The 20,758-nt window shown below is 35.8% G+C and carries 17 protein-coding genes and 1 pseudogene; 7 read left to right on the forward strand and 11 right to left on the reverse strand.

Annotated elements, in window-relative coordinates:
* The 6 genes and pseudogenes from L647_RS01000000124490 to L647_RS1000000125905 form a co-directional block, all read right to left on the reverse strand.
* Nucleotides 1-614, reverse strand: a pseudogene (locus L647_RS01000000124490) (hypothetical protein); the annotation flags it as partial.
* 124 nt (nucleotides 615-738) lie between these two features.
* Complete coding sequence (locus L647_RS0117150) at nucleotides 739-963, reverse strand: hypothetical protein (protein ID WP_024612135.1); 225 nt, start codon at nucleotides 961-963, stop codon at nucleotides 739-741.
* 19 nt (nucleotides 964-982) lie between these two features.
* Nucleotides 983-1,225, reverse strand: coding sequence for a hypothetical protein (locus tag L647_RS0117155; RefSeq protein WP_024612136.1), 243 nt, complete (start codon nucleotides 1,223-1,225; stop codon nucleotides 983-985).
* Between the two features lie 2 nt (nucleotides 1,226-1,227).
* Nucleotides 1,228-1,536 (reverse strand): hypothetical protein, encoded by a 309-nt coding sequence (locus tag L647_RS0117160; protein WP_024612137.1) that lies wholly within the window; start codon nucleotides 1,534-1,536, stop codon nucleotides 1,228-1,230.
* Nucleotides 1,533-2,882 (reverse strand): replication initiation factor domain-containing protein, encoded by a 1,350-nt coding sequence (locus tag L647_RS1000000125045; protein ID WP_024612138.1) that lies wholly within the window; start codon nucleotides 2,880-2,882, stop codon nucleotides 1,533-1,535. The genes L647_RS0117160 and L647_RS1000000125045 overlap by 4 nt, the downstream gene beginning before the upstream one ends.
* Nucleotides 2,866-3,081: a hypothetical protein gene (locus tag L647_RS1000000125905; RefSeq protein ID WP_024612139.1), complete on the reverse strand. Its 216-nt coding sequence runs from the start codon at nucleotides 3,079-3,081 to the stop codon at nucleotides 2,866-2,868. The genes L647_RS1000000125045 and L647_RS1000000125905 overlap by 17 nt, the downstream gene beginning before the upstream one ends.
* Before the next feature lie 131 nt (nucleotides 3,082-3,212).
* On the opposite strand from L647_RS1000000125905, the gene L647_RS0117175 reads away from it, so the two are divergent.
* Complete coding sequence (locus L647_RS0117175) at nucleotides 3,213-3,563, forward strand: DUF3693 domain-containing protein (protein WP_024612140.1); 351 nt, start codon at nucleotides 3,213-3,215, stop codon at nucleotides 3,561-3,563.
* Between the two features lie 92 nt (nucleotides 3,564-3,655).
* Here the strand turns inward: L647_RS0117175 and L647_RS0117180 are convergent, their stop codons facing one another.
* Nucleotides 3,656-4,219 (reverse strand): YSC84-related protein, encoded by a 564-nt coding sequence (locus L647_RS0117180; RefSeq protein ID WP_024612141.1) that lies wholly within the window; start codon nucleotides 4,217-4,219, stop codon nucleotides 3,656-3,658.
* Between the two features lie 137 nt (nucleotides 4,220-4,356).
* Here L647_RS0117180 and L647_RS0117185 point away from each other — a divergent pair, with 137 nt between their 5' ends.
* Together L647_RS0117185 and L647_RS0117190 are read left to right on the forward strand one after the other, a co-directional pair.
* Complete coding sequence (locus tag L647_RS0117185) at nucleotides 4,357-5,568, forward strand: tyrosine-type recombinase/integrase (RefSeq protein WP_024612142.1); 1,212 nt, start codon at nucleotides 4,357-4,359, stop codon at nucleotides 5,566-5,568.
* Nucleotides 5,568-6,761 (forward strand): cation:proton antiporter, encoded by a 1,194-nt coding sequence (locus L647_RS0117190; RefSeq protein WP_024612143.1) that lies wholly within the window; start codon nucleotides 5,568-5,570, stop codon nucleotides 6,759-6,761. The genes L647_RS0117185 and L647_RS0117190 overlap by 1 nt, the downstream gene beginning before the upstream one ends.
* A 214-nt stretch (nucleotides 6,762-6,975) precedes the next feature.
* Here the strand turns inward: L647_RS0117190 and L647_RS0117195 are convergent, their stop codons facing one another.
* Nucleotides 6,976-10,023 (reverse strand): FAD-binding and (Fe-S)-binding domain-containing protein, encoded by a 3,048-nt coding sequence (locus L647_RS0117195; RefSeq protein ID WP_024612144.1) that lies wholly within the window; start codon nucleotides 10,021-10,023, stop codon nucleotides 6,976-6,978.
* Nucleotides 10,024-10,168: 145 nt separating this feature from the next.
* On the opposite strand from L647_RS0117195, the gene L647_RS0117200 reads away from it, so the two are divergent.
* Nucleotides 10,169-10,378: a hypothetical protein gene (locus tag L647_RS0117200; protein ID WP_024612145.1), complete on the forward strand. Its 210-nt coding sequence runs from the start codon at nucleotides 10,169-10,171 to the stop codon at nucleotides 10,376-10,378.
* 70 nt (nucleotides 10,379-10,448) lie between these two features.
* Here L647_RS0117200 and ppsA read toward each other — a convergent pair whose 3' ends face one another.
* Nucleotides 10,449-12,824: a phosphoenolpyruvate synthase gene (ppsA, locus tag L647_RS0117205; protein WP_024612146.1), complete on the reverse strand. Its 2,376-nt coding sequence runs from the start codon at nucleotides 12,822-12,824 to the stop codon at nucleotides 10,449-10,451.
* Nucleotides 12,825-12,981: 157 nt separating this feature from the next.
* On the opposite strand from ppsA, the gene L647_RS0117210 reads away from it, so the two are divergent.
* The gene (locus tag L647_RS0117210; RefSeq protein ID WP_024612147.1) at nucleotides 12,982-13,791 is read left to right on the forward strand and encodes a pyruvate, water dikinase regulatory protein; all 810 of its coding nucleotides are present in this window, start codon (nucleotides 12,982-12,984) and stop codon (nucleotides 13,789-13,791) included.
* Nucleotides 13,792-14,039: 248 nt separating this feature from the next.
* Here L647_RS0117210 and L647_RS0117215 read toward each other — a convergent pair whose 3' ends face one another.
* Nucleotides 14,040-15,389, reverse strand: coding sequence for a 3-deoxy-7-phosphoheptulonate synthase class II (locus L647_RS0117215; protein WP_024612148.1), 1,350 nt, complete (start codon nucleotides 15,387-15,389; stop codon nucleotides 14,040-14,042).
* A 1,195-nt stretch (nucleotides 15,390-16,584) separates the two neighbouring features.
* Between L647_RS0117215 and L647_RS0117225 the strand changes: the two genes are divergently transcribed.
* Nucleotides 16,585-17,460, forward strand: coding sequence for a DNA replication terminus site-binding protein (locus L647_RS0117225; RefSeq protein WP_024612149.1), 876 nt, complete (start codon nucleotides 16,585-16,587; stop codon nucleotides 17,458-17,460).
* Between the two features lie 70 nt (nucleotides 17,461-17,530).
* Here L647_RS0117225 and L647_RS0117230 read toward each other — a convergent pair whose 3' ends face one another.
* Nucleotides 17,531-18,745 carry a hypothetical protein gene (locus L647_RS0117230; protein WP_024612150.1) on the reverse strand — a complete coding sequence of 405 codons (1,215 nt, stop codon included), beginning with the start codon at nucleotides 18,743-18,745 and terminating at the stop codon, nucleotides 17,531-17,533.
* Between the two features lie 774 nt (nucleotides 18,746-19,519).
* On the opposite strand from L647_RS0117230, the gene L647_RS0117235 reads away from it, so the two are divergent.
* Nucleotides 19,520-20,758 carry an AAA family ATPase gene (locus tag L647_RS0117235; protein WP_024612151.1) on the forward strand — a complete coding sequence of 413 codons (1,239 nt, stop codon included), beginning with the start codon at nucleotides 19,520-19,522 and terminating at the stop codon, nucleotides 20,756-20,758.

Raw genomic sequence — 20,758 nt, forward strand, 5'->3', positions numbered from 1 at the left:
CCGCCGTTAGAATCGGTTTGTATAGTGCATTGATTGCCATTGCCAGCTGGATAACAAACAGTCCCAGAACCACCGCCAACGCCAAAAGAGTAACCATCATTTTCAGTAGGATAAGGACAATCAGGATCTACTTCATCTAAAGGAATTGCACATAAAAAACCTGAAGGATGGCCCTCATCTGGATAAGGAAAAACATGCTCAGGTTTACCGACAGGCGGGCAGCTATAAGAAATTATATCTTCAAGTCGCGCATATACGACAGGGTAATCTTTATATCTATCACTCCAAGAGTCAGTAAATATATTGTAAAGCTCATAACTATAGTGGTGATATGGTTTTCCAGAATTAAAAGATTGATTTTCTATAGAGCATTCAAAGCTATGATTACGTTCCCCAGAATTAGGCTCATAAACTCTTGAAGAAATAGCAAGTTCGCAAGAAGCAAATTCAGCAACTGAAACAGATAAATCGGAACATGCTTTATATGAAGGATTATTTTCAGCTTGTACGCAGTAAGTCACTTTACCAAGGGGCGGGTGAAGGTCATTTAAATTATATTCAGTTGAAAAAACAGAAAAAACGCTAAAAAGCGCCATAAATAAAAGTATTCGCATTTTAGCGTCCTTAAAAAAAAGCGGCTTTTACACCGCAATTTATTAACTGGTTCTTACGCCACTGGAGAAACCTTCTACAAAGCACCAAACCAGAAATGAAGCGAGACCAATTGATGTAACCATTTTAGTTACGTAGTTTTGAAGTAATCATACCAATTGCAAAACCAACAGCAGCAACAACAATTACGCCAGTAATTATGGCTGTATAGTTGGTAGTACCATCAGCAACAGCGGCTTCGATTGCAGCAGTATGGTCAACTGCAAAAGCAGAACCAGATGCAATAACTGAACTTAAAAGTAAACCAGCTTTAGCGCGTTTTGAAACTAAGATATTTTTAACAGTTTTCATAATTTTTATTTCCATGTTGTTATGTTTTGCCCATTGTTCGAACGACACGTCCAATACAATGTGCAGTTATAAAAGCGACTAAAGCCGCCGTATTAATTAAGCCAAAAGTGGCTGCATCAAAAGCAAATAATTCATTAAGAACATTTACTAATCCTGTTTGCTGAAATTGTTCAAATTCAGCTTGTGTAATTATTACAAAGTCACATGCGCCACTAACGACTTTTAAAGTTTGGTCGGGTTGAATAGCTACGCATTGAGACATTGTTATTTAACCAATGAAACGTCAGCAACAATATTGCGTGACATATTTCTAGGGTCTGGCTGTAAAACTAAATCAACTTCACAGATGCCGTTATCATCTGTAATTTGTTTAAATTTGTTGTAAAGCGTTTGGTCTTCAGTCATTTCTACACTCTTAGGTTCAAAGCCACATTTTTGTATATTGTGATCACCTTGGATGTAATCTTGCTCTGGTACTAAGTACGAGATAGACGAAAAAGAGTAAGGTTTTGCAGCGCCTGATTTACTAGAAACACCACGACCCATAGCCGCTGATAATAAAATTACTTTCATGTTGTTAACTCCATTTGGTTGGGTGGGGTAATACAGGCTTGATTAATAGATTTGGGTATATCCCAAGGGTTTAAGCCTTTTGTTAATTGGTTAATTATGTCGGTATCCGATAATTCCTTGATATGACGTAAAAAATTTAAGTATTTTCCGTAAGACTGAACACAATAGCGTTCTAAACGTTCGGCAATTAAAGCGCCGTTATTCTGTCTATTTCTGCTTGTTGTTCTGATTTCAAGACGTTCAGCAGTAATAAAAGCAAAAGCGGGATAGGCAGCAGCAAATACTGCATCGGTATTGAGAAGTGCATCCAAGGAGATAACACGGTCAACACTGCGAAGCTCAAGCTCAGCACGAACCCAATTAGGCTGGGATTCACTTTCCATTTGCTTACCTTTTTCATACATACGCGACATTTTTCCATTTTTACGACTTCCTACGTAAAGGGTGTTACCGCCATTGGCTACACAGTCATAACGCTTTTGCCAGCCGTGTTTTTTTCTCCATAGAGCTTGTTCTTCGGTACTTATTTTTTGTAACTCACCTGTTTGAATGAAAGACCACTTAGGTTTTTGATTGGTTTTACAAAAAGCGCCTTCCTCTAAATTTTGAAAATAATCCAGTACGCTTCTTTTACCTTCGTAATCATCGTAGGCAATATCTAAACGAGTAATTTTCACGTTAGGTATTTTTTTTAGCATGTCGTGTAATTTAGGGATATCTAAACCAGCACAACCAGTGCCTGTAAATGAAATCATTACACCGCCATTGTTAGCGCCCCAAGCAATAACACCAGAGTTAACATCGTGACGATAAAGCGTTGCTGATTTTTCATAAGTGAACATGCCGCCTGAATTGTCACGGTAAGACCAGCTCAATGTATCACTGGTTAAACGGTCAGCAGCGGTTGCAACTTCTGTGTTTAATAGGTGCATAAACTTAGAGATATCACCTTCAATTAATGATGTAAGTGTTTTATAACGCTTTGTTTTTCTTACTACATTTTTTAAAAAGTGTTTGCGTTCATCGGCTGGTATTTCATCAATTGATTTGTATTGACGATACTTTGAAGAGCCTGAAAGGTTAATATCAAATAATTCGTTACAGTAATAATCAGAGTTGAAAACAACGGTTTCGTTTACATCGATTTCTAAATCTGTAGAGTTATCATCAAAAATATCAGCGCATAACATAGCGTTATAGGCTTCTTTGTATGATGAAAAGTCACCATTACCAAATGCTAACCTTGCATTAAAACGAAGTCGGGCAACTTCATCAGGTGTAAATACGATAGTTAAGTAGTCAATTTTTGTTATTTGCTCTACTGGGGTTTTAGCATTCAGGTTCATAATCAAATACTCCTGAATCAAAAAGTTCTTGCCAGTTGCTTTCATCTACATCAATAATTTCAAAGTTTTCACCGTTACAGTAATCAATGCAAAATGCCATTGCTTCTGAACGTGAGGAATACATAAGCGGGTGTTCAATTTTATTGAAACCTAATGCGTATTCTTCTATGCCTGAAATGTAATGAAGGTAGAATTTCAATTCCTGAGTCCTTTAGAAAGATAGTGCACAAGTTTGTGCAATAGCTCAGAATGTAGCGCACAACATTGTGCAACGTCAAGAATATATTTTAAATTTTTGTGCGCTATAATTGATTTAGAGAGGAGATATATATGTCATTTAGTTACCAACTCATTGAAAAATACAAAGAATTCAAAGGTTATTCACAGGACAAACAAGTTGTTTCTGATTTGGATGGAGTTACGTCGGGTTCATTGTCACAAATTAAGCGAGGCGAGAGACATTTAACTGCTAATCAGTGTATTTTTTTGGCTAATATTGTTGGAACTGACCAAAAAGAAGCTTTATTAAACTTAGCAATTGAGAAATCAAAAACTAAAGAAGAAAGTAAAATATGGTCGGATATTGTAAAAAAGATTAGCGCTGCATGTATTGCGGGCATTATTGCAGCTGCGTGTCTAACTGGTCCAGTAGTGACCCCGCATTTGCGGTATAAGAGATAGCCCATAAATTACGTTATGTTAAATAGGCTTGGTTTTAATAAAGCGAGCGTGATTATACAAACCAGCTCGCTTTTAGGAGAGTAATTTAGGGGCTAATTAAGCTCTGAATCGACCCAAAACTTAGTTCCTTTTAAAACGGCTTGCAATGCAAGTCCATTTTCGGTTAAAGAATATACAGTTACTTGATCTGCAATAGCTTCGGCAACTACAGCGCCACCTTTATCACCATATTTAGCAGCAGCATCTGCATTGCCACCAAATGTCCAACCGTTTTCAATAAATCTATTTAGTGCTGCTTGGTTATGAAAAACCATTACAACATTAAAATCTTTTACGCCTAAACCAAGCCCTAAACCGGCTTCGCCCATATTCATGTATGTCGATTTACCCGTAAGGTTATTTCTAATAACACCATAGCCACCACCAAAACTAGCAAGCACTACATTTACATTCGCGTTATCGAATACAGCATAACCAGCCGAGTTAGCAATTTGTTTTTTAACATCAGGTTTTTCAGCGTATAATTTATCTAATGTGTTTGCTTTCATACTTTGTACAAGTGAACGTTTTTCGCTTGGTGAAGCACTGCCAGTTGTAGCGCAGCCCGACAATGTAACACTTAAAGCTAATACGCTTAAAATAATAAATTTTTTCATAATTTTTTCCTTAATAAAACATAGCAACTAATAGGCATAAATTTAAAATAATAAAGCTATACTATGTCCAATACTAGACAGTATCGGACTTTACAAGTAAAATGTAAGTCTCTTATTTAATTGAATATTTATATATTATGCTTGTCGCTTTAGTTGATACGTTAAAACAATTAAGATATCAAATTGCTCATCTTGATGATGATACTCTAAATTCAGAATACCCAGAACTTGCGTCCTTTATACAGGAAATCGGCTTGACTGTAACTGAATCAAAAGCCGATCTGGTATTCTTGTATCAGTTTTTATATGTTTATGGTCGAAAATCTGAAGCAACCTATAGTCGTTTTCGAAATGAGCTTGAACGCTTTCATTTATGGTCTTGGTTAGTGGCAGAAAAATCAGTTTTTAATTTAAAACGCGAAGATATCGAAGCTTACGTAGATTTTATGGTTGAACCAGATAAAGCATGGACAGCAACTTCAGTGCAATGGCGCTATAAAGATGAGCAAGGAATTCGTCGACTTAATAAAAGTTGGCGCCCTTTTATGCTTAAAGAATCCATTGCAAGCCAACAAACATTATCGTCTATGTTTACAGCATTAAATGTTTTTTATAAGTTTGCCTTACTAGAAGAAAAAACGTTTGCTAACTTTGTCCCTGTTGTTAAAAAAAATAGTCCTTACTTAGTCGTACAATCACAAATTCAAATTCCAGACACATTAAGCGATATACAATGGGAATATGTTTTTGGTGTTACGCGTGATATGTGCGAACAAAAACCAGAGTTAGAGCGGAATTTATTTACGCTCGCATGTTTAAAAGGATTATATTTACGAATATCAGAATTATCTGAACGCCCACAGTGGTCTCCAGTTATGTCTCATTTTTGGCAAGATAATGATGGATTTTGGTTTTTACGTATTATGGGTAAAGGAAATAAATTACGTGATGTAACGTTAAGCGATGATTTCGTTGAATATTTAAAGCGTTATAGAGTGTATAGAGGTTTACCTGCCCTTCCCCGTGTTGATGAATCAGATCCTTTAGTTCATAAAATACGTGGTCAAGGTGGTATGACTGTAAGGCAAATTAGACGTTTAGTTCAACAAAGTTTTGATTTTGCACAACAATCATTACTTGATGATGGTTTTAAAGATGACGCTGAACAACTTGGTGCAGCAACTGCGCACTGGCTTCGTCATACGGGTGCTACACATGACGCACAAACCAGACCGCTTAAACATTTATCAGAAGATTTAGGTCATTCTAAAATTGCGACTACCGATCAAATTTATATTCAAACAAATATTAAAGAGCGAGCAAAGTCAGGGCTAAAAAGGAAAATTTAATGGAGTACTTAGTAATAGCATTTATTGGCGGACTATTTTTAATTTATTCTATAACATTTCGCCAGCTAGAAAAAACAGAAGTAACAGGTCCAATGTTTTTTGTTGTTGGCGGAATATGTTTAGCAATGTTACTCCCCAATGAAGAGCAAAAAATAAAAGAAGGTGTAGATCTTCTATTGCCGTTTATAGAACTAACGCTAAGTATATTTTTATTTTCTGATGCAGCTAAATCAAAATTAAGTGTATTAAGACATAGTTTTCAGTATCCAAGTTTATTATTGTTTGTAGCCCTGCCCTTAACTTTGTTACTTGGTATTGCTGTTGCGTTATTTTTATTTGCTGAGCTTTCACTTATTCAAGCGGCGTTACTTGCTATTATATTAACACCTACCGATGCAGCATTGAGTAAAGGATTACTAGCAAGTACAAAGGTGCCCGAAAAAATACGCGAAGGAATAAATACTGAAAGTGGATTGAACGACGGTTTATGCGTACCCGTATTTTTGATATTTATATTACTCGCAAAAAATCCTGAATCAGCTATTACTGCAACGCAAACATTAAGTGTATTTGGTCGAGAGCTTGGACTTGCTTTATTAGTAGCAATTACAAGCATTGTTATTTTTATACCGTGTTTAAATTTTGCAATGAAACGACATTACTTTGCACAAAATACAAGCCCATTTTTATTACTTGGTTTTGCTATGGCTGTGTTTTCTGTTACGCAATATTTTCATGGTAGTGGGTTTATTGCGGTATTTGTTGCAGGTTTATTATTTGATAAATTTTCGACTGAAGAAGTAAGAACAGAATTAATTGAAGACTCAGAGCATATTGCAGATTTTACATCTCTTATGATTTGGTGCTTGTTCGGGTTTGTTTGCGCTTACTTAGTCATTCCTAAATTAAATACTGAGATTATAATTTACGCTTTATTAAGTACAACATTAATTAGAATAATTCCAGTTATGTTGTCACTGCAGTTTACGGCACTGAGTATTAAAGAGCGTTTTACATTTGCGTGGTTTGGACCAAGAGGATTAGCATCGATTGTTTTTACATTGATGGTAATAGACACACAAATAGAAAATAAATATCAAATTTCGACGATAGCTATGACGACTATTTTATTTAGTGTATTCATACATGGAATTAGCACTAAACCTATTGCAGATAGTTTTGTTAAAAAATAGTTTTTAAAACAGTTATTTAAATTAGATAATTAAAATAATACATTAAAAAAGGCGTAACGGTTATTTTCATCACTGATGAAGTTAATCGTTACGCCTTTTTGTATTTAATAAATAATTTATTGAATTGTGATTTAGGTAAAATAATTTAAGCACTTTTATTTAAGTTCACATATTTATTTAAGTGCACTTATCTAAGTACTCTTATTTTATAAAGTTATTTAAGAACCTGTGCTAGTAGTTCAATTGGGTGTTTTGGTTTAAATTGTTCAAAACGTTTTACTTGGCTACGACAAGAAAATCCAGTAGATAAAAGTTGCTCTGGTTTATTTTTATCAACAATTGGTTTCCAACTCATTTCGTAAAGTGCACGTGAGTTATCTTGATTTTGTGCTTCGTGTCCATAAGTCCCCGCCATTCCACAGCAACCTGTATTTGTTGTTTTTAATGTTAAACCAATATCATTAAAAATTGTTTGCCATACATTTGCCGCTTTTGGCAGTGCAGTTGTTTCAGTACAGTGACTCAGTAATGTAAATTCGGTATCTGTATTTTTATTTGCGCTTAGTGATTTAAACGATTGTGTTTCTAACCACTCATGCGCAAGTTGCACGTTAAATTCACCACGGTTACTTTCTAAAATTGTATTATATTCATCGCGATAACACATAACGAGTGAAGCATCTAAACCGACTAACGGCGAATTTATATCATTTAATTTATTTAAAAACTCAGCAGCATTTTTAGCTGTAACTTTAAATTCATGCAAAAAACCTTTTACGTGTTGCGGTTTACCATTTGGTTTAAAAGGTAACAACATTGGTTTTTTGCCAAGTTGTGTTATTAAAGTAATAAAGCTTTCTACTAATTCGGCTTCGTAAAAACTCGTAAATGGGTCTTGTACTATTAATACATAGTCACTTTGTTGTTCTGCGTTTAATTTATTTAGTAAATCAAAATCGAATTTTTGTGCTTTAGTAATACGTTTTGAAAGTGCAGGAATACTTAACTGTGGTGTATCAACATAACCAACTGTTTTTTTAATAACATTGCTTACTAATGATGTTTTAACAATTGGATTTATAACTTTAGCGAACTTTGCCATTAATGGCGCGCTGTTTTCTATATTGCCAACAAGGTAATCTTTTAGCGGGCGTGCATAGTAACTATGATAATAATTTAAAAAGCGCGAACGAAAAGTGGGTACATCAACTTTAATTGGGCATGCAGTTGTACATGCCTTACACGCTAAACATTCATCCATTGACGCTTTTACTTCGTGAGAAAAATCGTAAATACCTTTTCGTTTTTCGCGGCTATGAACAAAACGTTCCCACCAGGTAATTACTTCACCTTTGTTCAGTTGCTTTTCTACTTCGAGTAAATCTATATCTTTTGACTCTTGTAGTCGCAGCCATTCACGCATTAAACTTGCGCGACCTTTTGGTGAGTTTCGTCGGTCGCCGGTCACTTTATACGATGGGCACATTGGCGAGTTTTCATCGTAATTAAAGCATATGCCATTACCATTACAGGTCATTGCGTTGTTAAAACTGGTTTTAACTTCTATTGATATTTGCTTATCGAAGTGCGCTCTCTTTTGTCCATCCACACTAACTAGTGAGTCTTCACTATCAATAGGAGTGCATATTTTACCAGGGTTGATACGATTATTAGGATCGAAAGCTGTTTTTATTTTTCGAAGTTGCGTATATAAATGCTCACCAAAAAACTCAGGGCTATATTCACTACGGTAACCTTTACCGTGTTCGCCCCACATTAAACCACCGTACTTAGCGGTTAGTTTTACGACCTGATCTGAAATAGTTCGCAGTAGTTTTTCTTGTTCTGGGTCGCACATATCAAGTGCCGGTCGCACATGTAAAACGCCCGCATCAACATGACCAAACATACCATACTGTAAATTATGGCTGTCGAGTAATGCTCTAAATTCGACAATATAATCTGCTAAGTTTTCAGGCGGTACAGCGGTGTCTTCTGCAAAGGCGAGTGGTTTTTGACTGCCTTTTACATTACCTAATAAACCCACTGACTTTTTACGCATTGCGTAAATTTTTAGTATATCGCTTTTATCACTGGTTAACTGATAACCAATAACGCCATTAGTTTGATTTGCTACGCATTCGTCTAGAAGCTTACAAAGCGTGTCTACTTTGTCTTTTATTTCATCGTTTGATACTGCATTAAACTCGACCATGTTAAGGCCTTGCATATCTTTATTTGGCACGTCGGTTATTAAGTCCGATACTAAATTCCAAATGATATCTTCACGCGCTAAGTTTAAAACTTTGCTATCAACGGTTTCTACCGATGTTGCGCGTGCATCGACTAAAAATGGTGAATGACGAAGTGCGGAATCAAAACTATCATACTTAATATTAATAAGTGTTTTAAATTCGGCAATAGGCGTTAGGTTTAATTTAGCTTCAGTTACTATACCTAATGACCCTTCTGAGCCAGTTATTAAGCGGCTCATATCAAAAGTAAGTAAGTCATCACTTAGCACGTGCTCTAGGTCGTAGCCGGTTAAAAAACGATTTAACCGAGGAAACTTAGCTAAAATAGCATCACGTTCATTAACTGAAATATCTAAAACTGTTTTATATAAACTACCAATTAATGAGTCTTGATTAGCTATAATTTGCGCTTTGTCGATGTCTATTGGGGAGGTACACATAGGTGTGCCATCAACTAAATAAGTTGTTAGCCCTAAAACATGATTGCTTGTTTTACCATAAACTAACGAGCCTTGCCCCGATGCGTCAGTACTTATCATGCCACCAATAGTTGCCCTGTTACTGGTAGATAAATCGGGTGAGAAGAAAAACCCATAAGGCTTTAAAAAATCATTAAGCTGATCTTTTATTACGCCGGTTTGAACACGTACCCAGCCTTCTTTTACATTTATTTCGAGGATTTCGCGCATATAGCGAGACAAATCTACAACAATACCAGGCGTTAACGATTGACCGTTAGTGCCTGTTCCACCGCCACGAGGACCAAAAGTTAATGATAAAAACGGGTCGCGAGATGCAGTTTGCAGTGCGAGCTGAATATCTTTTTCATTTTTTGGAAAAATAACACCTTGCGGTATTTGTTGGTACACACTGTTATCGGTTGAAGCAGTAATACGCGTCGCATAACTTGCGTCGGTATCTCCGCTAAAACCTTGGTTTGCAATAGTATTTAGGTAGTTAGCGACAAGTTCTGTCGCGGCATCTTGCTGTGTAATTGTTGCTATCATGACGGCGATATTTTAGGGCATTTGCCTAATTATATCATGGTGATGGCGAATAGAAATTGAAGATTTTACAGTTTGTAACACTCTTTTAGTCGATTTTAATGCAGCTTAAATTATACTCATACTAACGAGTAATGAGGTGCGTTATATGAAAAAATTACTATTACAGATCAGTGGCGTGTTATTTATTTTGCTAGGATTATTTTTTGCGATTGTACCTGGCCCTTCACTTATATTTTTTATGGCGGGTTTATTGTGTTTTTCGTTTTACTACCCTAAAGCGCGACTTTATTTATCACTTTGTCAAAAGGCGTTAACTAAATCATGTGCTTATTTAGATAAAAAATTAGCCCGTTAATTTACTTTTAATTGAGCATAAAAAAATGCCAGCAATAAATTGCTGGCATTTTTTATAGCTTACATATTTGTTACTTTGCTAATTTTTTAGCTAGGTACAACCATGTTTCTATTACTGTATCTGGGTTTAACGAAACAGAGTCAATTCCCTGCTCTACTAACCATGCTGCAAAGTCTTCATGATCTGAAGGACCTTGACCACAAATACCTACATATTTACCTTTTTCTTTGGCTGTTTTAATAGCCATAGAAAGTAGCTTTTTAATTGCAGGATTACGCTCATCAAATAAATGTGCGATTAAACCTGAGTCTCGGTCAAGACCAAGCGTTAACTGCGTTAAATCGTTAGAGCCGATAGAAAAACCATCAAACATTTCTAAAAATTCATCAGCAAGTAATGCATTTGAAGGCAGCTCACACATCATAATTACTTTAAGACCATTATCGCCGCGTTTAAGGCCATGCTCTTCTAGTAATTCAATTACGCGTTTACCTTCTTCAAGGGTACGTACGAATGGGATCATGATTTCGATATTAGCCATATCCATGTCGTTTCTTACGCGTTTTATAGCTTCACATTCTAGTGCAAAACAATCGCGGAAGTCTTCAGAGATATAACGGGCTGCACCACGAAAACCAATCATTGGGTTTTCTTCTTCTGGCTCGTATTGCTGACCGCCAACTAGGTTTGCGTATTCGTTTGATTTAAAATCAGACATACGAACAATTACACGCTCTGGTGCAAATGCACACCCTAGAGTAGAAATACCTTCAACCAGTTTTGTTATGTAAAACTCTACTGGTGATTCGTAACCGGCAATCATGTCAGTAATTTCTGCTTTTAATGCATCTGTTTGAGCATCAAAATTTAATAACGCTTTAGGATGAACGCCAATCATACGGTTGATTATAAATTCAACTCGCGCAAGGCCAACACCTGCATGCGGTAAGCGTGCAAAGTCAAATGCACGATCGGGGTTACCCACGTTCATCATAACTTTCATTGGTAGTTCTGGCATTTTATCAACGCGTGACGTTAGTATTTCAAAATCTAAAATACCTTCGTAAATAAAGCCGGTATCGCCTTCGGCGCACGATACAGTTACTTCTTGTCCCGCTTTAATTAAATCAGTTGCGTTACCACAACCTACAACAGCCGGAATACCAAGTTCACGTGCAATGATTGCCGCGTGACACGTACGTCCACCACGATTTGTAACAATCGCTGCAGCACGTTTCATGATTGGTTCCCAATCAGGGTCGGTCATATCGGTAACTAAAATGTCGCCTACTTGTACCTGATCCATTTCTTTGATTGAATCAAGAACACGAACAACACCGCTACCAATTTTATGACCAATTGCACGGCCTTCAACAACAACGTTGCTTGTACCGTTTAATTGAAAGCGCTCCATTACGTTAGAGTCTTCGTTTGAGCGAACAGTTTCTGGACGTGCTTGAACTATATATAGTTTGCCGTCGTTACCGTCTTTTGCCCATTCGATGTCCATAGGACGACCGTAATGTTTTTCGATGATTACAGCTTGCTTGGCAAGTTCTTGCACTTCTTCATCTGTAATCGAAAATTTATTTGAAAGCTCAGGGGCAACATCAACGATGTCTACTTGCTTACCGTGCGCTTTATCTTCTGAGTAAATCATTTGAATGGCTTTAGAGCCAATATTACGACGTACTACTGAAGGTTTATTTTTAAGGAGTGTTGGTTTATGAACATAAAACTCATCAGGGTTAACTGCGCCCTGTACAACCATTTCACCTAAGCCGTAGCTTGATGTAATAAATACAACGTCTTCAAAACCAGACTCTGTATCAATACTAAACATTACGCCAGATGCTGATTTATCTGAACGTACCATGCGCTGAATACCAGCCGATAACGCCACACCACGGTGATCGTAACCTTGGTGAACACGATAAGAAATTGCACGGTCATTAAATAATGAAGCAAATACGTGTTTAATAGCGACCATTACTGAGTCAATACCAACTACGTTAAGGAAAGTTTCTTGCTGACCTGCAAATGATGCATCAGGCATGTCTTCAGCGGTAGCTGATGAACGCACTGCAAATGAAACATCTGCTGTTGTATCGCCGTGGAGTTGGCTATATGCGTCGCGAATGGCTTGGTCTAAGTTTGGTTGGAATGGTGTGTCGATTATCCATTGGCGGATATCGGCACCGACTTTAGCGAGTGTATTTACATCATCAACATCGAGTGTATCTAAAATGTTGTGAATTTTTGCTGTGAGTCCTGATTGATCTAAAAACTCATTAAAAGCATCTGCGGTAGTTGCGAAACCACCCGGTACTTGCACACCAGCGTTTGCTAGGTTTGAAATCATTTCGCCAAGTGAAGCGTTTTTGCCGCCAACTCGAGGAACATCTTGCATACCAAGCTCTTGATACCAGAGAACGTATTCTTGCACGGATCTTTCTCCAAAAAAAACAAATTGTAGGTCTAACTGTGAGAGTTAAGAAAGAAAACCTTTTATAAAGGTCACCATCATTCTACACTGGCAACAGTCCTCACGTAAACCGTGAGAAACCCATTTTAGGGATTTAAATAAAATAAAAAGGTTAATTATGAGAACTGCTTTTTATATATCAGATGGAACGGCTATTACTTCAGAGGTATTTGGTCATGCAACATTGTCGTTGTTCCCTATTGATTTTAATCATAAAACGATTCCTTTTGTAGAAACCGAAGAAAAAGCACAAGAAGTTAAAGCATTAATTAATGCTACTGCTGCGAGAACAGGAGAAAAGCCTTTTGTATTTTTTACTTTTGTTAATCACAATTTGAGTGAAATTATTAATTCGGCTGATGCGGTTACATATGATTTTTTAACAACATACAGCGAAAAAATTCAAAAAGAGTTAGATGTAGCACCTGTTCCAAAAATGCACCGTACGCATTCTATTCACGAAAAAAGCTATGACTTTAGAATTGATGCAGTTAACTATGCACTTATGAACGATGATGGCGGAAATATTAAGAATTTTTCCGAAGCTGATATTATTTTAATAGGTGTTAGCCGAAGTGGTAAAACACCAACAAGCTTATATTTAGCACTGCAGTACGGGATTAAAGCTGCTAACTACCCTATTACTGAAGACGATTTGGATAATGAAGGATTGCCAAAATGTTTAGTGCCTTATAAGCATAAATTATTTGGTTTAACAATTGACCCAGAAAGGTTAGCTGCCATTAGACACAGGCGTATGGCTAACTCTAAATATGCTTCTATAAAGCAATGTCGTATTGAGGTGCGTGAAGTTGAAATGCTTTATAAACGCCATAAAATTGCATGTTTTAACTCTACTCACCATTCGGTTGAAGAAATATCTGCAAAAATAATGATTGAGGCCGATTTAGAGCGCCGTAAGTATTGATAAAAGCTTTATTGGAACATGATTATTGAATTAAATAACTCATTAAGCGTGTTAAAAATTATTTATATACAACTCGATGTATGCAGAAGATAGAGCAATGCAGGGAGTAATTGCCGAAAACAGTCTTGTTAAAGTGATATTTTATTGTTGTTTTAATAACTCATTAATTTAATGTGATTTGTATAAACTGCTCATTTAATCTAAAACAAAAAAGCCGTAATTAAACGGCTTTTTTAATGTTTTAAATACTATTTACGTGCGTTTTTTAGTAAATCAGCAACTAAAAATCCTAGTTCTAATACTTGGTCTGCATTAAGACGTGGGTCACACTGCGTTTTGTAACGCTGTGCTAAGTCATCGTCAGATAATCCATAAGCACCACCAGTACATTCAGTTACGTGTTGACCTGTCATTTCAAGGTGAACACCACCGGCGTAAGAGCCTTCTGCTTTGTGTACTGCGAAAAACTGACTGATTTCGCGCATAATGTTATCGAAGTTACGCGTTTTGTAACCTGATGTCGCTTTTTCAGTATTGCCGTGCATTGGATCCGAGCTCCAAATTACCTTACGACCTTCTTGTTGAACTTTACGAACGAGTGCTGGAAGCTTTTCTGGCAGCACATCTGCACCCATACGTGTAATTAACGTTAAACGACCAGGAATGTTATCTGGGTTTAGCGCGTCAATTAAACGAATTAAATCGTCAGGTTCCATACCTGGACCCACTTTTACACCAATTGGGTTTTTAATACCTTTGAAAAACTCAATATGTGCATGGTCTAACTGGCGTGTACGCTCACCAATCCATACAAAATGGGCAGAACAATCGTACCAATCACCAGATAAGTGATCACGACGAGTTAGTGCTTCTTCGTAGCCAAGTAATAAGGCTTCGTGAGAGGTATATAAATCGGTTTCTTTTAAGCTTGGTGCAATTGTAGAATTTATTCCACACACTTCCATAAATTCTAAGGCGTCTTGAATTTTATCAGCAAGTTGTTGGTATTTTTCTTTAAGTGGATTGGCTGCAACAAAGCCCATATTCCAACGATTAACTTGGTGAAGATCGGCAAGACCACCTTGTGCAAATGCACGTAGTAAATTTAGCGTAGCTGCACTTTGATGATATGCGGTCATTAAACGTTGTGGATCTGGTATACGCGCTTCTTCAGTAAACTCAATGTTATTGATGATGTCGCCACGGTATGATGGTAAAGAAACACCATTAATTGTTTCTAAGTCTGCCGAGCGAGGTTTAGCATACTGACCTGCCATACGTGCAATTTTAACTACTGGGCATTTGCCACCGTAGGTTAGTACAACTGCCATTTGCAAAATTGTTTTAAATGTATCGCGAATATTAGCAGCATTAAAATCACTAAATGATTCGGCACAGTCACCACCTTGAAGTAAGAATGCGCGACCCTCACATACATCTTCAAGTTGTTTAAATAAGCTTCTTGTTTCTTCAGCAAAAACTAAAGGCGGAGCTGTCTTTAATTGGCTTTCTACTGATTTTAGTATGTCTTGATCTGGGTATTGTGGTTGCTGCAGTATTGGCAGCTCTCTCCAGCTATTTGGGTTCCACGATTTCATGTTCTTTCCTCATTCCTACTTTACCTGATATAAAGAAATTAACGTATGGAGCCCCCTTTGTTCAAGGACTAAATTCACTATTTACTAATTATTTAGTTATGAGATAAGTATAAGTGTAAAACTATGAAAGTAAGATGTTCGTTTTACATACGATTAACTGCAACTTATAAAATTACAAAATATTTAAATACAGTGAGTTAGGGGTACTTACTTATAGTTTTGAAGCGTTAAAGACTATCTATCTACAAGGCTAGATTATACATGCTTTACTTAAGAACACATCATACATTAATTAAGGCCAATGTAATCTTAACTTTACAGTGGTTTGTAAGTAAAAGTAAGCAAGGGCTATGTGCTATTAAAAATTTGTGCTATGGCGCATATAAATAGAAATATTGTGGACTACTGTCAGCGCCGATAAATTGTTTATAAACAGGGTTACCTCCTATTTCAGTTTCAATATGCAAAATTGAATTTGGTAAATACTGTTAAAAATGATGGCATTATTTTAACAGTAGACCTTTTTGGAGTAAGTTAACTTAATTAGCTGCGGCGTTTGTACAAGAGGTATTTATACTTTATCTGGTGGTTCCTCAAAGTGCTGATCTCGCTCTATAAATAGTTCTGTATACATCACTCACAGTTTACCAGTTCCCTGCAGTAAAAGAGGCTATGGGCATCAGTTGAATGCATTGGCTTGCTTTACATTAGCCAATTAAAGTTAGTATGACTGATGTAAAATAAGCTTTAGTTGTTAGTTACTTTAATCAATTTACTTTGTGTATATTTAATCACATAACTCTAAAAATATTCATACTTTGATTGGGTAGGCATAAATATACAACATGATAATGAAGTTGCTTCCTCTCTACTTAAAACGTAACACCTATATATTATATTAGTATTCTCTACTCTATTTCAATCGCAAATACTCTCCGATATGGTCATTCGTATATTCAATGTGTTGTTTAGTAAAGGTAAACAATCTCCTTTAGCTACTAATTAATTATCGGACTTTTCTAGATCAGTATATTGATATTTCAGACTTTAGTTCATTTCACACATACAAAGAACACATCATACTTAAATTAGTTATAGTACTAACTTAGCCCTGAGTAAATATTCATATTAGGATAGCCAAAGCAAAGCGCGTGGATTATAATTAGATCTGTAAGATGTGTTCTTTAGGATTGTAATGGTAACCAAAGTACAAATTAGAAGTCAGTTTGATTTAATGAACGAATTAACCATAAGGTTAATTGAAGAACTAAAAGAATGTGAATTCTCCAAAGCCGAATATTATCAGTTACCTGATGTAAGTAGCTTAGATGAAAAAAAAGTTCCCGAAACTATATCAGTTTCAAAAATATCTGGTGAGCTAGCTCAAAAATCTATACTTAATTCTTTCTCAGATATCTATACTAAATCAGGACTAAGTAGCCGTGTTTTAAAAAGACACCCTGGTATATTAGTTATTAAAAATGCAGATAAACAAGCTCTAAATAACCGCATAGCCCAAGTAAATAAAGCTAAAGCAGCATTTAAAGAGTGTATTTTAGCCATAGATAACAACGATGCCAGATTTGAAGCTGTTCATAATGCAATACCAAATTTAATAACCCTTGCCGCATATCGGAAAATCCATAGCGAGAGTGAATCCCCATTTTCAGTTAGATTCACATGGATGCATAAACATGCAACTAAAACACTGACAAAAAAAATGGCATTGGAAATGTTAGAAAAATCGGCAGGTTATCGAAATCCTAGAATGATAGATCAACAAAAGTGGCAAACACTTGTAGCACAAGAACAATTACGGGTATCGAGTTTAGCCGAAAAAGAAAAATTAAGAATTAGGCGCCCTACTCGCGTAAGTCCGCAAGTAAACGTCAGATACACAGCTCAAAATAGGTATCATGTTAGTGCAGCTTTACCATTTATTCTGATTAACCCAGAACCCGATGTAAAACTAGGTATATTGCCTAACTACGAAAAACCGTTAAGTCATCCACGAAAACGAGATTATGATTTTTTAGTTGATAGGCTTTACTTAGAACAAGTTGATAAGTAATTATGTTAAAAAGACCACAATATGTGGTCTTTTTGGTTTAGTGCTTAATTAATTTAAAATAGAGTGTGTATTACTTCTTTACAATCTCATCTAATTTATCTTCATCAATTAATACTGCATTTTCTACAATGCGTTTACCACCTTGAATTTCAATACGCTTGTTATGCTTATTCAATGTGAGTATTTCATCGCAAAACTGATCAGATGGATGCATCTCATAAGTGTAATCAATAATATTACCGGTTTTATCATCTTTTACGTTTGTTATGCTGTATTCTGAGATAGCACCTTTCTCAATTAGATCTTTCATTGTTGTAGTCATATCACGACGTAAAGCTTTTAGCTTATTTTCTGTAATATTGTCGGTTGAATATATCGAACCATATTTTTCCATTATAGAAAGTAATCTAAAGTGATATGTTTTACCTGGTGCCGCATAACGCCAAAGATGATACAAACGTAGCATCATCCAACGCGACAATCCGCGTTTTAATTCTTGCGCACTATTAAAGTAATATCCTTTGTATTCAAGGTTATCGATCATATTATGCACAAAAGCATTTAAACATGCTACGCACTTAACATTGCCACCTTGACCTTTTTTACCACTAAAATGTAATGATGATAGAAAATTCATATTTGACTCATAAAACGAGTCATCAATATCAGAATTTTTAGTGTCCGTTGCAGAATATTTAAAAGAAAGCTTAGAACCTTGAAGAGCTTCAAGCGATTCTTTAATTGCTGGGTAAGGCATTGACTGCCCTACTGCTTTTAGTTCTTGAGCTAATTCGTTCATAGAAAAAACCACGGCATATTGAATACCGGACTTAAAATTAATTTTTACTATTTTGCCTTTAGAGGCTAAACGAATAAGCGCGCGCTCTACTTTTTCTTCTCTATCTGATGGCCAAACTAAGTATTCAACGTCTTCACCATCTTTTCGGGTACTTACTACTGCAGGTGTTATTTTTATTTCACCATCATATAAAATACCATCTACTTTTTCTGATATTCTTCGCGTTATGATTGTTTTTTTAGGAGCTTCTTCCAAAGGCAATTTTTTATGACCTGAACGAACAAAGCGTCCCCATAAATCATAATGGTTAAACGTGTTTGAATAAGCACGTAGACCATGAGCTGCATTTTCGATTGAAATTCGCACATCTTTATTGTCTGTAAATAGCGCTAAACTTTCATTATCGATTGCACTTTCCACCCCGTGGATTTGGCCCCTAAGTGTATCGGGCAAGTTATCTACCGAGATGTTGACCTTTCGGCTCATTGTTCTTATTTCCATTTTTATTGCGACAGCTAATAACAACACATTAAACAACAAAAGTTAAATGTTTAAGTTAGTATAAAATTGATCTGACTTTAAATAAAATGCTCAGATCAATATTTTACTAAGTGTTGTCTGTTTATCGTTATTTCAGATCAATATTTTACTAACAAGCAGTGTATAAATCTAATTTTTACTAACTCATCAATTATTTTGTCCATTGTAATCGTTATTTTATAAAATAAAACACGACAATTATTAAATAAAAGCATATGCCCTGTGGATAAACACATATTGAGTTGGAATAGATCTGATCTGTACTTACTACAGATCAGATCTATACTAATTAAACGCGCTATCTTAGACAAACAACAGTGCATAACTTTATAATTTACTTAGTAAAAAACTGATCTACACGTGTAATTTTGTTTATAACTAACTGCGTAAGTTGTGCATAACTCTACATTTAAAATAGAGGTTAGTAAAAAGGTGATCTGAGTGTTAATAAAGATCTGATCTTAACCAAGTATAAAGGTGATCTGCTTTTTTATATATTATTCATACTTATCATAATGTTATGAGCTAATTATACACCCTTAACCTTTATTACCTTATATATTTAACCAACTTTAAACTTCTTTATTTATACTAAGCAATCTTAAAGGTGTAAAAATATTATTAGATGTCTTCTTTTTAAAAAGCATGTCGTCTTAAATAGTTGTTTACAGCTAATTGAATGGACATTATACTAACTGCCTAACTTTGAGGAAGGAAAGTATGTCTATCAACAATAATGCGCTAAATACCTATCGGCTTTTAAAAGCTACTGCCGAGGTCGCTGAAAAATCATTAGAAGGACGTATTCAACACTATCGCGCTCATCTTAAATCAGAAGAAAAAGAATTACGAACTTACACCCAAAAAGCAGCAGCTGATTTATTAGGTTGTAATAATCGTACATTAAAAAGACGCCATGATAATGGTGATTTTGATGGTTTAAACATAAAACGTGGTGCAAATGGTCATTATGCTTACACATTGGTAAATATTTTTGCCATGGCTGATATCATGGATATCAAAGCAGATCACCGCTCTGATGACGATAAACTACAAGTTATTGTTATCAACTCCCTCAAAGGTGGTTGTGGCAAAACGACCAGTATGGTTAACATTGCTGCAGCCCTTGCTACAACAAATATTAAACGTTACCGCATTGGTATTATTGACTTAGATCCTCAAGGTTCTTCTTCAAGCTTTTTCCCTTCAAGTGAACACGATCCAATTACGGTCGGTGACTTAATGCGTGACTGTATAGATTTAGATGAAGGTGAAACCTGGTCTGAATTTGTATCTAATTCTTTTTTACCAACTCATATTCCTAATATTCGTGTTTTACCATCAGGCATGGATGATTTTTACTTTGAGCACGAAACAGCTACTTTACTCAAAGACACTTCAAATTATGAGCAAACTCGCCATTATCATAAGTTACTTGAAAAAGTTATAGAACCAGTAAAAGATCAATTTGATATTTTACTGATAGACACAGCTCCAACTCTTAACTTTATGTTTTACAATGCTTTAATGGCTTCAACAGCCATGTTAATTCCTGTTCATCCAGAAGCTGTTGATTTTGATGCAAACAATAAATACTTAAAACGTTTAGGTGAAATTTATCATACCGTTGCGGCTCTTGGTCATGAAGGCTGGGACTTTATGCAATTTTTAGTTACCAATTATGTAAAAGGTAATCATTCACAACGCGATATTGTTAAAGATGTTCGTAGTGCCTTTGGTCGTCAAGTAATGAGCTATCCAATCAATCACAGCTCAGCAATTACGGCTAGTTCTTCATCTTTTAATACCATATTTGATCAAAAAGCATCTGATAGCTTAGCAAGTCGAGAATCGCTTATGCGAGCACAAGAAAACATAAAAGATGTGGTCGATGAACTCGAAATGCTAATTAGATCAAACTGGAAATCTACACAATCAAAAATAAACACGCCTAAGTAA

This window comes from Pseudoalteromonas sp. TB64 (assembly GCF_000498095.1).
GTDB lineage: Bacteria > Pseudomonadota > Gammaproteobacteria > Enterobacterales > Alteromonadaceae > Pseudoalteromonas.